This is a genomic window from Streptococcus sp. HCA-5024, from assembly GCF_037890265.1.
In the GTDB taxonomy this organism is placed as follows: domain Bacteria; phylum Bacillota; class Bacilli; order Lactobacillales; family Streptococcaceae; genus Streptococcus; species Streptococcus lingualis.
Genome location: NZ_JBBKBR010000002.1, coordinates 186052 through 202064 on the forward strand (window position 1 = coordinate 186052; position 16013 = coordinate 202064).

The following is a 16013-nucleotide window of genomic DNA, read 5'->3' on the forward strand; positions in this document are numbered from 1 at the left end:
AAGTAGGTGTTTCATGAAAAATAGAATAAAGAACGATGTAAAAGAGCAGTATTTAAACTCGCTTCAAACCATCATTTCTTACCCCTCAGTATTAAACGAAGGGGAAAATGGAACACCGTTTGGACAAGCTATCCAAGATGTCCTAGAAAAAACCTTAGAGCTTGCTCGAGAATTAGGTTTTCAAACATATATAGATCCTGAAGGATACTATGGATATGCAGAGATCGGTCAGGGGGAAGAACTCCTGGCCGTTCTTTGTCACTTGGATGTTGTTCCAGCCGGTGATCTAAAAGATTGGCAAACGCCACCTTTTGAAGCGACCATTGTCGGTGATTATTTAGTAGGTCGTGGTGTGCAGGATGATAAGGGGCCGTCCCTCGCTGCTCTCTATGCAGTTAAGAGTTTGCTGGATGATGGCATCCAGTTTACCAAACGAATCCGCTTTATCTTTGGGACGGATGAAGAAACCTTGTGGCGCTGTATGAACCGCTACAACCAAATCGAAGAACAAGCAGATCTTGGATTTGCACCGGATTCCTCTTTCCCATTAACCTATGCTGAAAAAGGCTTATTACAAGTGAAATTGCATGGTCCAGGTTGGGATGATCTTCCCTTACAGGCTGGACAGGCCCTCAATGTTGTTCCAGACAAGGCGACCTATGCTGGTCATCGTTTGGAGGAGTTGCTTCCTGTTTTGGATCAAAGTGGGGTTCAGTATAGCCAAACAGAAGATTCTGTAACTGTTTTGGGTGTTTCCAAGCACTCTAAAGATGCAGCTGAAGGAGTGAATGCTATTGTCGGTTTAGCGGAAAGTTTATCCCTCATCCAACCCCATCCAGCTTTGCTCTTTATCGCAGATGCTGTTGGTGAGGATGCAACGGGAGAAGCACTATTTGGCCCTATTTCAGATGAACCAAGTGGGGATCTTTCCTTCAATCTTGCGACCCTTGTGATCGATCAAGAACAATCGGAAATCGGGATTGATATCCGGATCCCCGTCTTAGCAGACAAGGATGCCTTGGTAGCTCGTTTGCAAGAAATTGCAGCCAGCTATCAGTTGGAATATGAAGAGTTTGATTATTTAGCTCCTTTATATGTTCCTTTGGATAGTCCTTTAGTCAGCTCTTTGATGGCCGTCTATCAGGAAGAAACTGGTGATAAGACACCAGCTATGTCTTCTGGTGGTGCGACATTTGCGCGGACCATGGAAAATTGTGTTGCCTTTGGGGCTCTTTTCCCAGGTGCAGAACAGACCGAGCACCAAGCCAATGAACGTGCAAAAATTGACGATCTCTACGCTGCGATGGAAATCTATCGAGAAGCCATTCAACGCTTAGCCACCATATAAAAAAGTTTGGAAACTTGGTTTCCAAACTTTCAGATTGAAGACAAACTTATACTAAAAACTTTCCTTAGGTGAGTACGGACGTCAGCGAACTTCTACGAAGTTCCAAGACTAAATCAAGATACTAAGGGCGTCTGCGGATAAAGTCAAAATAGGAAGTTTGACGCGGAATCTTTCGATTCTAGGAGAACTTATCTTTTTGACACAATCCGCAGCCCGTGTTCAATTTGTATTGAGCCCCCTCGCTCTTTAATTTCTGGGCTCAGGCTAAAACAGTTTCCCAAACTGTTTTACTCTCAATAATTCCGAGTGCCTGAAACAATTTTATTTCAGGCACTTTTCTCACGGCGGAAAGTTTCAGTGTTTTTTTCATTCATTCAAAAAATAAGAACACATTTTAATTTTTTTGCAGAATCGCTCACCTTATTTTAAGATAGTTTGTCTACATTTTAAAAAGTTTGGAAACTTGGTTTCCAAACTTTTTATTTACTAAAGAAGAAGGGTGGGGTGAATTCTTTTAATTTTTCAAAGCAATCCAAAGCTCCTTGATTGTCTTCGCAGATAACCAAACAGACATCGTCTCCACAGATGGTGGCTACAATTTCTTGGAGTTCCAATGCATCTAAGATCGCTCCAAAGGATTGGGCAAGACCTGGAAGAGTTTTTATAACGACCTGGTTTTGAACGGGCCGCAACATGACTAAGGCATCTTCCATATACATACGCAGGCGCTTCTCCCAACGGGAAGGAGCGATGGTATTCATGGCATAGTAGGAACTATCCCCCTCGTTAATTTTTACTAGATTCAAGGATTTGACATCCCGTGAAAGGGTGGACTGGGTAACGAGAACGCCATTGGCTTCAAGGGCCTCTTGGAGTTCTTGTTGGGTATGAATCCTACGCTCAGAAATGATAGAGCGGATCAAGCGGTGGCGGCTTTCAACTTTATTCATGAGAGACTCCTTTACTTGATGAACATAGCATCCCCAAAACTGAAGAACCGGTAGCGTTCTTGAATAGCATGGTGGTATGCTTCGAGGGTTAATTCACGGCCTGCAAAGGCAGAAACCAACATGACCAAAGTTGATTTTGGAAGGTGGAAGTTGGTTGAAAAGGCATCGACGACTTTCCATTCATAACCTGGTTTGATAAAAATATTGGTCCAACCTGAATCGGCCTGGATGTCTCCATCAAATTTGTTACCAATCGTTTCAAGGGTCCGAATAGAAGTCGTTCCGACGGCTACGATACGTTTCCCTGCAGCTTTTACCTGACGAAGGGTAGCAGCAGCTTCTTCAGAAAGTTGGTAAAATTCAGAGTGCATCTCATGGTCTTCAAGATTGTCCACGGATACTGGACGGAAGGTTCCTAGGCCCACATGAAGGGTCAAATAGACCAGGTGAACCCCTTTTGCTTCAATTTTTTGGAGCAATTCTTGGGTGAAATGAAGACCTGCCGTCGGAGCTGCAGCAGAACCATTTTCTTTGGCGTAAACGGTTTGGTAACGCTCGCGGTCAGCCAGTTTTTCATGGATATAGGGAGGAAGTGGCATTTCACCAAGGCTTTCCAAAACTTCTAAAAAGATCCCTTGGTAGTGGAAGCGAACGATACGGCCTCCGTGCTCTAATTCTTCCTCAACGGTTGCGGTCAACCGACCATCTCCGAAGCTGACTGTGGCCCCTACCTTTAAGCGTTTTGCAGGTTTTGCCAAGACTTCCCAACAGTCATCTTGCGTATTTTTAAGGAGAAGGAATTCGACGTGACCACCTGTTTCTGGTTTGACTCCATGAAGGCGGGCTGGTAGAACGCGCGTATTGTTCATGACAAGAGCATCTCCTGGCTCCAATTCATCCAAAATTGCATCAAAATGACGGTCTTGGAATTGCCCTGTTTTTCGATCGAGGATCAAGAGTTTAGAGGCATCTCGTTTTTCAAGAGGGGTTTGAGCAATCAGTTCTTCAGGCAAATCAAAGTCAAAGTCGTTGGTATTCATTAGCGCTCCTTTTATAATAAATTTGTGAGTAGATAGATGGTAGTCCCGACAGCTAAGAGCATCAGGCTGATTCCCATCAAAAAGATCAGGACCTTGAGAATCTTTCTTTGATGAATCAAGAAAGATAATAGAAAGACAAGGAGTCCGATCAAAAAAATGATGAATAATAGTGATACAATCATACCTTTCATTATATCACGAATCGACTTGAAAATGAAAAAAATGCCAGAAAAAGATAGCGGTTTCACTTGACAAAAATTGGTCTATACCATATAATAAAAGCATAGAGAAATAGGAGGTCTATCCAATGAAAATTATTGAAGTAAAGGACCAAATTGAGGGTGGAAAAGTTGCCTTTGATATATTGAAAGAAACTTTAAAGGAAGGTGCTCAAACCTTAGGTCTTGCGACTGGAAGCAGTCCCCTTGAGTTTTATAAACAAATTCGTGAAAGTGATCTGGATCTGTCTAATCTAATCAGTGTGAACTTAGATGAATACGTAGGATTGACGGGAGATGATCCTCAATCTTATCGGTACTTCATGGAGAAAAATCTCTTTGATGCCAAACCGTTCAAAGAAAGCTATCTCCCATCCGGTGTTGAAGAATCTGCCGATCAAGAAGTGATCCGTTATAACAAAATACTCGAAGACCATCCAGTGGACCTTCAAATCTTGGGAATCGGACGCAATGGGCATATCGGTTTTAATGAGCCAGGGACATCCTTTAATAGTCAGACCCACTTAGTTCAGTTGGATGACTCTACCATTGAGGCCAATTCTCGTTTCTTTGATAAGATCGAAGACGTACCAACTCAAGCTATTTCTATGGGGATTGCCAATATCTTAGCTGCGAAATCAATTGTCTTGTTTGCTTATGGGGAATCAAAAGCCCAAGCAATCAAAGGTACAGTAGAGGGTGAAAGGACAGAAAAAGTGCCAGCTAGTGCCCTTCAAGGACATCCAAATGTGACCATTATTGCGGATAAGGAAGCCTTGAGCTTGTTAAGTCGATAAAAAACAGGACCTATCGCCGATTTATTCGGGCCAGATAGGTTTTTTTCTGCTTCAAAATATGGTACAATACAAGTAATTATCTGCTGTGATTAGCTCTTTTCATCTACTGGGAGACAAGAGGAAAGGGCATGAGGGCTAGAAGCTTATTTTAGCCTCCAGCTGATTAGTCTGTTATAAAGGAAAAGTCTATGATAAAAAAATATTTGATCCATATTTGCCTCCTTCTGAGTCTCTTATGCCAGCCAATTCTAGCGAGTGCGGATGAATTGGTGGATATGGCGCAAAAGATGTATCCAAATGACAATGTCCAAGCCATTAACCGTCCACATTCTTCGCTTATTATTGACGGAAATACGGGCAATGTTCTTTGGAAAGACAATATCGATGAAGTCAGAGATCCTGCCAGCATGAGTAAGCTCATGACGCTCTATCTCTTGTTTGAAGATATGGCAAATGGCAAGATCAGTAAGGATACAGTGATCAAGGCGACCGCTTCAGACCAAGCGATCGGAAAGATCTATGAGATCTCCAATAATAATATTGTTGCTGGAGTAGACTACACCATTCCTGAGTTGATTACCATGACAGTGGTTCCATCCTCAAATGTATCAACCCTTATGTTGGCCAATCTCATGTCCAACAATGATCCAGATGCCTTTATCGAGCGCATGAATGCCAAGGCTAAGGAATTAGGGATGACCAATACGGTCTGGAATAACCCGAGTGGAGCGGCCATCTCAACCTTGCAAGGTTACTATCAGGTAAACAATTATCCAAATGATGCGGCTAACCAGACAACTGCGCGTGATTTGGGAATTTTGGTCTATCATTTTATCAATCAATACCCGGATATTTTAAACTATACCAATCAAGCACAAGTCACGGTCAAAAAAGGAACTCCGTATGAGGAAACCTTTGATACCTACAATTATTCATTGCCAGGAGCTAAGTATGCTTTGAAAGGTGTGGATGGTTTAAAAACTGGATCAAGTCCTCGTGGAGCTTTCAACTATATCGCGACCATCAAACGGGGCAATCAGCGCTTAATTGCTGTCATTATGGGCGTAGGAGATTGGGCAGACCAAGATGGGGAATATTACCGTCACCCGTTTGGCAATGCCTTGATCGAAAAAGCTTATAAAGATTTTGGCTATAAAAAATTGTTAGATGCAGGTGTCCAGAAGATTGATGGCAAGACCTATACACTCGAAAAACCCTTCTATGCAACGGTCAAAAAAGGTGCTAAAGAACCGACCCTTGCGGTAAAAGATGGCTATCTGACAGTAGATAATGATCTCTACACCTTGTCTGAAGGTATCCGAGATGATATGAAGGTGGAAGAAGGAGCCAAGCCAGAGCTTGTCAAAGAAACAGCAAGTGGGAAAAAGACAACGGCTAAGCACAGTAAATGGCTTTCGCTGGATCACTTCCTGATTTTGATTCCGATTCTCATTCTTGTCATCATTCTCTCGATTGAAAAACAAAGTCGTGAGAGACGCAAAAAAGAGGCTCAAAAGCGCTATAATAAAGAATAAAATAAAACCTAACTGATTGTCAGTTGGGTTTTGTCATTGTCCCATTCCGATATTTTTAGAAAGGATTTATATGAAAAAATTCCGAAATTCTTATGTGGCTTATATGCTACTCTATAGTTTTTATTTTATGTCCACATCTCTCTTTACGACCCTCATTTCCGTCTATTTGATGGGAAAGCACTATAGTGCAACTCAAGTGTCGACTTTGGTATCGGTTGCCTTTTTCTTATCCATGGTAGCCCAACCCTTCTTTGGGTATATCAATGAGCGATTTGGAATCGTAAAAATGACGACCCTCAGTCTGAGTGTGATCATTGGTGGTGTCTTCGGTTTTCTTTGGGCCCCCAATCTCTTTTGGCTGACTGTTTTTTACGGAATTGTTCTAGTCTGTTTGAATGGGACAGCTCCCATGATGGAAGTTTTTGCAACGCAAAGTCCATACGCTTTTGGGAAGATTCGCGTTTGGGGAACCATTGGCTACTCGGTCGGTGTCCAAATAGCTGGCTGGGTCTATCATCAGTTTAGCCCCCAAGCAGTCTATTATACGGTTTTGATCACCATTGTATTTAGTCTCTTCTGCCTAAGTGCGGTTCGAATGAAGAAAAAAGAGACAGTCGTAGAAAAGGAAAAACACCCTGTCTCTATTCGTCCTCTTCTTCACAATGGACCTTATCTCTTCTTTATTGTGTTGATTGGGTTGGCTTCAGGGGTTGGAAATATTGGTCATACCTATATTCCTGAGTTGCTCATGGATAGTGGTCTACCAGTCCATATTGCCTCTACGGTTGTAGCTGTCTCCGTCGTAGTGGAAGCTCCCTTGATCTTTTTCTCTGATCGATTCATGGACCACTGGCCTTTACGGGTTTTGATTGCTCTTCCAATCGGAATTATTTTCGCTCAATATGCCGTCTACGCTCTTCCAAGTCCTGTCTTCTTAAAAGTGCTTTTGACTCTTATAGCCAAGCATACAACAGGGATGGTTTTGATTATGGTCTCCTTACGGTTTATTGCCCAAAAGGTGAATGGCAAAGACTTGGTTCTTGCCATGGCCATTGTCCAAGGAGCTCGTTATTTAGGAACCATTCTTTTACAACCCCTCGCAGCCCTCTGTATTGAAAGAGGCGGTTACCAAGTCATGAGTTTCTTTTTAGCAGGGGTTGTAGGGATCGTCTTTTTGCTGAGCTTTGCCTTAAAAATGCCCCAAGGGAAGGCTCACGGCCTTTTTGGTGGCAAAGTAGACTAATGAAATTGTTACAATTGTATGACTAATCATCGAGGAGTTGGACAGAAACACTGATTTCACAGTGTTTTGTCCAACTTATTTGCTATTATTAAGAACTAGCGATTAATTTGACAATCAAAGTATTCGGTGGTAGAATGAGGTAAAATTAATATGAAGGAGACCATTTTATGAAAAAATGATCTTATCGACAGCTGCTCTTTTGACGATTGTTTCCCTAGCTGCTTGTTCAAACAAACAAGACACAAAGAAGGAAACTTCAAATAGTCAATCAACTACTAAAGTGACGAGCAAATCTGCCAACACTTTAAAAAGCAAGGATACTTCAACAGATTCAGAAGAGACTTCATCTTCTAGCCTCTTAACAGACGCTGAAATCAGCAAGGCTAAAACAGTTGGAGACTTTAAAAAGTTGTTTGCAAAATTAATGGATCAATCTGTTTCACTTACTGAAGAAGCAGGTACTTCTGTGACAGGTCCTGCAAAAGAACAATACGATGCAATGATTAGTACCTTAAAGCAAGGCTTAGAAAACCAAAAAGATATCTTTAATGAAGGCTTGGAAAGCATCGGTTCAGATAGCACAGTCGTTCCTAAAGAAGACCGTGAAGCTTTGATCGAAATCTTGAAAGATGCTCGTGAAGAGTTGGAAAGTACTCGTAAAGAAATGAAAGATATGCAGAAAGAATTGAGTAAATCTCCTGTTGCAGATGACGACAGTGATGATTCAGATTCAGATTCTGAAGAATAAAAAGAAGAAAAGGTTGGAATTTCCAGCCTTTTTCTTATTTTTTTTCGAATGATATAGATGAGGAGGTGGGCCTATGTTTATTGCCATGGATAACAATCAAAAGCGGTGGAACTGTTTGGAAGAGATCCCAGCTGTGACAGAAGGGCCCTTCTATTGTCTAGCATGTCATAGTCCAGTGCGTCTAAAAAATGGCTCGGTTCTACGGGCTCATTTTGCTCATGTAGAATTACAGCATTGTCCCTATCATCACGAAGCTGAGAGTTTTGAACATCTGGAATTGAAAGCCAGTCTTTATAACTGGGCCTCTAAGGAGTCTAAAACAGAGGTAGAAAGTTATTTAGCAGACTTTCAACAAATTGCCGATCTTTTGGTAGTAGACAAGAACTTAGCTTTGGAAGTGCAGTGCAGCTCTCTATCTTTAGAACGCTTGAAGGAGAGAAGCGATGATTATCGATCCCACGGTTACCAGGTCTATTGGTTACTTGGTAAAAAGTTGTGGCTCAAGAAAAGACTAACAAAGCTGCAGGCTGGCTTTCTTTATTTTAGTCAGAATCGCGGGTTCCATCTTTGGGAATTGGATCTGACAAAGAAAGAGCTACGTCTGCAATACCTCATCCATGAGGATTTACGAGGGCGATTGCATTATCAAACAGAAATTTTCCCTTTTGGCCAAAGGTCTTTACTGGAAGTCTTACGGACCCCTTATCTTTCGCAACCCATGCAGCAAATGGCAGTCGAGCTCGATCGTACATTTTTAACGTATATACAGCAGCAACTCTTTTATCGTCATCCAAAGTGGCTGAAGCTTCAGGAAGAACTCTATATGCAGGGACACCATCTGATGGAACTGGGGCTAGATTTCTTTTATCCTCTTTGTCGTCCGATCCTTTCACAGAACTTGCTCCAAATTAAAGAGGATGTAGAAGGTTACTACCAGCAATTTATGACCTATTATCAGTCGCAAGGAATCCAACCCGTTCAGATCCTTTATCCCCCACGTTTTTATGCTCAACAGAAAAGCTAACTTTCTAAGATAGAAATCCTCCCGAAATGTTCATTTTTATGCTAAAATAGTACCATTGGAGGATTAATCGAAATGGTAAAACAACGTAATGAAATTGATGAAAAATACCAATGGGATTTGTCGACAATTTTTGCGACAGATCAAGCTTGGGAAGAAGAAGCAGCAAGCTTAGCTACAGATATTAAAGCAGCAAGCCACTATGCTGGCCATTTGTTGGATTCAGCGCAAACACTGTTGGATACAACCAATGCATATTTGGAATTGAGTCGTCGTTTAGAAAAGGTCTACGTCTATGCCCATATGAAAAATGACCAAGACACACGAGTGGCTAAATACCAAGAGTACCAATCAAAAGGGATGTCTCTTTATAGCTTGTTAGGTGAAACCTTTGCCTTCTATGAGCCTGAATTCATGGCCATTACGGATGAGCAATACAAAGCCTTTGTGAGTGAAGTTCCAGCCTTGGAACAATATGGTCATTATTTTGATCGTCTGCTAGAGAAAAAAGAACATGTCTTGTCTCAAAAAGAAGAGGAATTACTTGCAGGTGCTGGTGAGATCTTTGCGGCTGGTGGTGAAACTTTTGAAATTTTGGACAATGCAGATATTGTTTTCCCAACTGTGCATGATGACAAGGGCGAAGAAGTTCAATTAACCCATGGAAACTATATTTCTTTGGTAGAATCAAAAGATCGTGCCGTTCGTAAAGAAGCTTACGAAGGCCTCTACAAGGTTTATGAACAGTACCAACATACCTATGCTAAAACCTTACAAACCAATGTGAAAGTTCACAACTTCAATGCCAAAGTTCGCAAATTCTCATCTGCCCGTGAAGCGGCCCTTTCTGAAAACTTTGTACCAGAAAGTGTTTATGATAGCTTGGTAGCAGCGGTGAACAAACATTTGCCACTCTTGCAACGCTATGTGCAATTGCGTTCAAAAATTCTAGGAATCTCAGACTTGAAGATGTACGATATGTATACGCCATTATCCGATACAGACTACAAGTTTACCTATGAAGAATCATTGGCCAAAGCAGAAGAAGTCTTGGCTGTTTTGGGTGAGGACTACCTTTCTCGTGTGAAACGTGCCTTCAGCGAACGGTGGATTGATGTGCATGTCAACCAAGGAAAACGCTCGGGTGCTTATTCAGGTGGTTCTTATGATACCAATGCCTTCATGTTGTTGAACTGGCAAGATACATTGGACAATCTCTTCACCTTGGTGCATGAAACTGGTCACAGTATGCATTCTAGTTATACCCGTGAAACCCAACCTTATGTCTATGGGGACTATTCCATCTTCCTTGCTGAAATCGCATCTACAACCAATGAAAATATCTTGACCGAACGTCTGTTAGAAGAAGTAGAAGACGATGCAACTCGCTTTGCGATTTTGAATCACTTCTTGGATGGCTTCCGTGGAACTGTCTTCCGTCAAACGCAGTTTGCTGAATTTGAGCATGCTATCCATAAAGCAGACCAAGAAGGTACTGTTTTGACTAGTGAGTTCTTAAACAACCTCTATGCAGAGCTCAATGAAAAATACTATGGTCTTTCAAAAGAAGACAACCCTGAGATCCAATATGAATGGGCTCGAATTCCTCACTTCTACTATAACTACTACGTTTTCCAATATTCAACTGGTTTTGCAGCAGCTTCGGCCTTAGCTGAAAAGATTGTTCATGGAACACAAGAAGATCGTGATAAATATATCGACTACTTGAAGGCTGGAAATTCTGACTATCCACTCAATGTCATCCGTAAAGCAGGTGTGGATATGGAAAAAGAAGACTACTTGGACGCAGCCTTTGCGGTCTTTGAACGTCGTTTGAATGAATTTGAAGCCCTAGTAGAAAAATTAGGACTCGCATAAAATGGTAGAGTCTTATAGTAAAAACGCCAACCACAATATGCGTCGGCCAGTCGTTAAAGACGAGATCGTTGACTTTATGCGGACCCGTCAAAGGCCGGTAGCTGGTGCCCTGAAGGAATTAGAAGCATTCGCCCGCAAGGAAAATATTCCGATCATCCCGCATGAAACGGTAGCATACTTTAGACTACTCTTGCAAGCTTTACAACCAAAGAAAATCCTTGAAATTGGGACAGCAATTGGATTTTCAGCTCTCTTAATGGCTGAATATGCTCCCCATGCACAAATTACCACTATTGATCGGAATGAAGAAATGATTGGCTTTGCCAAGGAAAATCTGGCTAAATACGATCAAAGAAAACAAATCACCTTGCTTGAAGGAGATGCAGTAGATGTCTTGCAGGATTTAACAGAGACTTATGACTTTGTCTTTATGGACTCTGCTAAGTCTAAATACATCGTCTTTTTGCCACGAATTCTCGAACTCTTAGAGGTTGGGGGAATCGTGGTACTGGATGATATTTTCCAAGGAGGAGATGTTGCCAAGGACATCATGGAAGTGCGTCGTGGGCAACGAACCATTTACCGGGGGCTTCAGAATCTCTTTCATGCGACTCTCAATCATCCAGATTTGACCGCTAGTTTGGTGCCACTTGGAGATGGTATTTTGATGATTCGGAAAAATGCAGAGACGGTAACCTTGCCAGATCCTAGCTCTTTTTAGGTAAATTTAAGGTATTCTCTCTAATTTGTGGTAAAATAGAAGAAGTTTAAAAAGGAACGGAGAATAATTTTCATGAAGAAAAAACTTGTAGCGGGTGCTGTGACCTTGCTATCAGTCGTAACACTAGCAGCGTGTGCCAATGGCACAAACAAAGATATCGTGACCATGAAAGGGGACACGATCACAGTTTCTGATTTCTATAATGAAATCAAAACCAACCAAGGTGCTCAACAAGTTCTTTTCCAAATGACCATCAATAAAGTCTTTGAAAAAGAATATGGATCAAAAGTTTCTGATAAAGAAGTCGATAAAGAATTGGCTAAACAAAAGAAACAATTAGGCAACCAATTCGATGCATACTTGGCGCAACAAGGCTTGACGGAAGAAACAGCGAAGAAACAAATCCGTAGCAATATGTTGTTGGAATATGCAGTCAACCAAGCGGCTAAGAAAGATATCAAAGAGTCTGACTACAAGGCAGCTTTTGAATCTTACACACCAGAAGTAACAGCACAAATTATCAAGTTAGATTCAGAAGATAAAGCAAAAGAAGTGTTGGAAGCTGCTAAAGCGGAAGGTGCAGACTTTGCCCAAATCGCCAAAGACAATTCAACAGATACTGCTACAAAAGACAAAGGTGGCGAAGTCAAGTTCGATTCAGGAACAGCAGGTATCCCATCTCAAGTCAAAGAAGCTGCCTTTAAATTGGATGAAAACGGCATTTCAGATGTGATCACAGTTTCAGCAGGTCAAAACTATTCTGCTAGCTACTATATTGTCAAATTGAATAAGAAGACAGAAAAAGGCTCTGACTGGAAGAAATACGAAAAACGTTTGAAAGAGATCATTGTTGACGGTCGTAAGCAAGATACCAATTTCATCCGTAGCGTTATTGCAAAAGCGATGACCAATGCCAATATCAAGGTCAAAGATGATGCTTTCAAATCAACATTTAACCAATATTTGCAAAATATCGGTGTTCAAACGAGCGATAGCAGCTCATCATCTAAAAAATAGTTGACGGTTCCTTTTGGAACTTGTATAATGAAATAGTTGAGAATAAATCATTGTTACTCGGAATCAGAGAAGTGGCGGGGGTGCGAGCCATGGAAGAGAAATGATTTTGCTACTCGGCTGAGACAATTGCATATAAAATGAAGAATGACAAGTTCATTGAATGAAGGTGGTACCGCGGTTTTTCGCCCTTCGTTTAGTGGCTTGTTTTTTGTTTATGGGCAGTTGTCTGGAGCTTTTTAAAGGAGATCAAAAGATGCGAACCTATCAAGTGAAACAAAAATTTCGATTGGGTGGCGAGCGGTTCGATATCAAAGATGAGTTGGGAAATGTTGAGTACCAGGTTGAGGGATCTTTTCTTAAGATTCCCAAGACTTTTACCATCTACGATAAGAATGGACAAGAAGTGAGCCACATCGTTAAAAAAACAATCAGCCTTCTTCCTAAGTTTGTGGTTGAGTTGAAGGATGGGGACCGCTTTTTTATCCATAAAAAACTGACGCTCTTCAGGGATAAATACGATATCGAAGATTTGGGACTTCGGGTACAAGGAAATATCTGGGACCTAGAATTCAAATTATTCGATGATCGGGATCAAATCGTCGCTGAGATTAGCAAGGAACTCTTTCATCTAACCTCTACCTACCAAGTATCGGTCTATGAGGATGAATACGCTGATTTAGTCATCTCACTTTGTGTCGCCATCGATTATGTCGAAATGTTAGAAGCTGGCGCAAATTAAGCTTAAAAAAATTAGGAGAAAAATATGAAACAATTATCTAGTGCACAAGTCCGTCAAATGTGGCTTGATTTCTGGGCAAGCAAAGGTCACTCTGTAGAACCATCTGTTAGCTTGGTTCCAGTAAACGACCCAACGCTTTTGTGGATTAACTCAGGGGTTGCCACTCTTAAGAAATACTTCGACGGAACCATCAAACCTGAAAATCCACGGATTACCAATGCTCAAAAAGCCATCCGTACCAACGATATCGAAAACGTAGGGAAGACTGCCCGTCACCATACCATGTTTGAAATGTTGGGGAACTTCTCTATTGGAGATTACTTCCGTGATGAAGCCATTACGTGGGCTTATGAGCTTTTGACAAGTCCGGAATGGTTTGATTTCCCTAAAGACAAACTTTACATGACCTATTACCCTGACGACAAGGATTCATACAACCGTTGGATCGCTGTTGGTGTAGATCCAAGTCACTTGATCCCAATCGAAGACAATTTCTGGGAGATCGGTGCGGGACCTTCTGGACCAGATACAGAAATCTTCTTTGACCGTGGAGAAGCCTTTGACCCTGAAAACATCGGTCTTCGTCTGCTTGCGGAAGATATCGAAAACGACCGTTACATCGAAATCTGGAACATTGTCTTGTCACAATTTAACGCTGACCCAGCAGTTCCTCGTAGCGAATACAAGGAATTACCACACAAGAACATTGATACGGGCGCAGGTTTGGAACGTTTGGTAGCCGTTATCCAAGGGGCGAAGACTAACTTTGAAACAGACCTCTTCATGCCGATCATCCGTGAAGTGGAAAAGATGTCTGGTAAAACCTATGATCCAGATGGCGATAATATGAGCTTCAAGGTGATTGCTGACCACATCCGTTCGCTTTCATTTGCGATTGGAGATGGGGCTCTTCCAGGTAATGAAGGACGCGGTTACGTTCTTCGTCGTCTCCTCCGTCGTGCTTCCATGCATGGTCAAAAATTGGGGATTGAAGGAACCTTCTTGTATAAATTGGTTCCAACCGTTGGGAAGATCATGGAAAGCTACTACCCAGAAGTACTTGAAAAACAAGACTTTATCGAAAAAATTATCAAGAGTGAAGAAGAATCATTTGCTCGTACCTTGAACTCTGGTCAACACTTTGCCCAAACCATCGTTGAAGACTTGAAAGCCAAAGGTCAAACAGTGATTGCTGGTCAAGATGTCTTCAAACTCTATGATACATACGGATTCCCAGTGGAATTGACAGAAGAAATCGCAGAAGAAGCAGGTATGACAGTCGACCGTGAAGGTTTTGAAGCAGCCATGAAGGAACAACAAGAACGTGCGCGTGCATCAGCTGTTAAAGGCGGATCCATGGGGATGCAAAATGAAACCCTTCAAAACATTACAGTTGAAAGTAGCTTCAACTACAATGCTAGCCAATTGCCTTCTAAGTTGGTGGCTATTGTAGCGGACAATGCAGAAGTAGAAGCTGTATCTGAAGGGACTGCATCACTGATCTTTGCAGAAACTCCATTCTATGCTGAAATGGGTGGACAAGTTGCGGACCATGGTCAAATCTTGGATGCTGCAGGAAACGTCGTAGCGACAGTGACAGATGTTCAAAAAGCACCAAATGGACAACCACTTCATACTGTTGAAGTTCTTGCTCCTCTTGCCTTGAACCAAGAATACACCTTGGCGATCGATACCAATCGTCGTCATCGTGTCATGAAGAACCACACTGCGACTCACTTGCTCCATGCGGCTCTTCACAATATCCTTGGTAACCATGCAACCCAAGCAGGATCTCTCAACGAAGTAGAATTCCTTCGCTTTGACTTTACCCACTTCCAAGCCGTAACTCCTGAAGAATTGCGAGCTATTGAACAACAAGTCAATGAAAAGATTTGGGAAGCGATCGCAGTCGAAACAATTGAAACAGATATCGATACTGCTAAAGAAATGGGAGCCATGGCCCTCTTTGGTGAGAAATACGGTAAGGAAGTCCGTGTTGTCACTATTGGTGATTACTCTGTTGAGCTCTGTGGTGGTACTCACGTAGGTAACACTTCTGAAATTGGTCTCTTCAAGATTGTCAAAGAAGAAGGGATCGGATCAGGAACTCGTCGTATCTTGGCAGTGACTGGTAAGGAAGCCTTTGAAGCTTATCGTGAACAAGAAGATGCTCTGAAAGCAGTCGCAGCAACTTTGAAAGCTCCTCAACTCAAAGAAGTCCCTCACAAGGTGGAAGGTCTTCAAGAACAACTCCGTCAATTGCAAAAAGAAAATGCAGAATTGAAGGAAAAAGCAGCAGCAGCGGCAGCAGGTGATGTCTTCAAGAATGTTCAAGAAGCAAACGGACACCGTTACATTGCCAGCCAAGTTTCTGTATCAGATGCAGGTGCCCTTCGTACCTTTGCGGATAACTGGAAACAAAAAGATTACTCTGATGTGCTTGTTCTTGTCGCAGCCATCGGTGACAAGGTCAATGTCCTTGTAGCCAGCAAGACAAAAGATGTGCATGCAGGTAATGTGATCAAAGAATTGGCTCCAATCGTCGATGGACGTGGTGGTGGTAAACCAGACATGGCCATGGCAGGAGGAAGCAACCAAGCCAAGATCCAAGAATTGTTGGATGCTGTAGCAGGTAAATTGTAATTATCGAAGAGGTTGGATGTTTGTTCAACCTCTTTTTTCAAAAAAGAAGCAGATCCAATTAGAAAAAGATTGCAACAAAAAAACCTTTCCGTCTGGAAAGGTTTCAGATTGAAGA

At 42.0% G+C, this 16013-nt stretch carries 13 protein-coding genes; 11 read left to right on the forward strand and 2 right to left on the reverse strand.

What is annotated here, in order from left to right:
* Positions 1-13 precede the first annotated feature (13 nt).
* On the forward strand, positions 14-1348 hold the full coding sequence (locus WKT08_RS04530; protein ID WP_061591113.1) for a dipeptidase: 1335 nt from the start codon (positions 14-16) through the stop codon (positions 1346-1348).
* 479 nt (positions 1349-1827) lie between these two features.
* Here WKT08_RS04530 and WKT08_RS04535 read toward each other — a convergent pair whose 3' ends face one another.
* Both WKT08_RS04535 and queA read right to left on the reverse strand, forming a co-directional pair.
* A complete protein-coding gene (locus WKT08_RS04535) occupies positions 1828-2298 on the reverse strand; it encodes an arginine repressor (RefSeq protein WP_061591114.1) in 471 nt (156 codons plus the stop codon).
* Between the two features lie 11 nt (positions 2299-2309).
* The gene (queA, locus tag WKT08_RS04540) at positions 2310-3338 is read right to left on the reverse strand and encodes a tRNA preQ1(34) S-adenosylmethionine ribosyltransferase-isomerase QueA (protein ID WP_003006367.1); all 1029 of its coding nucleotides are present in this window, start codon (positions 3336-3338) and stop codon (positions 2310-2312) included.
* A gap of 307 nt (positions 3339-3645) precedes the next feature.
* Between queA and WKT08_RS04545 the strand changes: the two genes are divergently transcribed.
* From WKT08_RS04545 to alaS, 10 genes are all read left to right on the forward strand, one after another.
* Positions 3646-4353, forward strand: a complete 708-nt coding sequence (locus WKT08_RS04545) for a glucosamine-6-phosphate deaminase (RefSeq protein WP_045759243.1) — start codon at positions 3646-3648, stop codon at positions 4351-4353.
* A gap of 188 nt (positions 4354-4541) precedes the next feature.
* Positions 4542-5888 carry a DUF1958 domain-containing protein gene (locus WKT08_RS04550; RefSeq protein ID WP_049490513.1) on the forward strand — a complete coding sequence of 449 codons (1347 nt, stop codon included), beginning with the start codon at positions 4542-4544 and terminating at the stop codon, positions 5886-5888.
* Positions 5889-5958: 70 nt separating this feature from the next.
* Entirely contained in the window at positions 5959-7131 is a 1173-nt protein-coding gene (locus WKT08_RS04555) for an MFS transporter (protein ID WP_061591115.1), read from the forward strand.
* A gap of 175 nt (positions 7132-7306) precedes the next feature.
* Positions 7307-7879 carry a hypothetical protein gene (locus tag WKT08_RS04560; protein WP_049523685.1) on the forward strand — a complete coding sequence of 191 codons (573 nt, stop codon included), beginning with the start codon at positions 7307-7309 and terminating at the stop codon, positions 7877-7879.
* Between the two features lie 73 nt (positions 7880-7952).
* The gene (locus WKT08_RS04565; RefSeq protein WP_049523684.1) at positions 7953-8903 is read left to right on the forward strand and encodes a competence protein CoiA family protein; all 951 of its coding nucleotides are present in this window, start codon (positions 7953-7955) and stop codon (positions 8901-8903) included.
* Between the two features lie 72 nt (positions 8904-8975).
* Positions 8976-10778 (forward strand): oligoendopeptidase F, encoded by a 1803-nt coding sequence (gene pepF, locus WKT08_RS04570; protein ID WP_049496751.1) that lies wholly within the window; start codon positions 8976-8978, stop codon positions 10776-10778.
* Position 10779: 1 nt separating this feature from the next.
* Positions 10780-11499 (forward strand): O-methyltransferase, encoded by a 720-nt coding sequence (locus WKT08_RS04575; protein ID WP_340280382.1) that lies wholly within the window; start codon positions 10780-10782, stop codon positions 11497-11499.
* A gap of 72 nt (positions 11500-11571) precedes the next feature.
* The gene (gene prsA, locus WKT08_RS04580) at positions 11572-12516 is read left to right on the forward strand and encodes a peptidylprolyl isomerase PrsA (RefSeq protein WP_340280384.1); all 945 of its coding nucleotides are present in this window, start codon (positions 11572-11574) and stop codon (positions 12514-12516) included.
* A gap of 253 nt (positions 12517-12769) precedes the next feature.
* Positions 12770-13255, forward strand: coding sequence for an LURP-one-related/scramblase family protein (locus WKT08_RS04585; protein WP_070589439.1), 486 nt, complete (start codon positions 12770-12772; stop codon positions 13253-13255).
* Positions 13256-13279: 24 nt separating this feature from the next.
* Positions 13280-15898 carry an alanine--tRNA ligase gene (gene alaS, locus WKT08_RS04590; RefSeq protein WP_004219906.1) on the forward strand — a complete coding sequence of 873 codons (2619 nt, stop codon included), beginning with the start codon at positions 13280-13282 and terminating at the stop codon, positions 15896-15898.
* Positions 15899-16013: the final 115 nt, after the last annotated feature.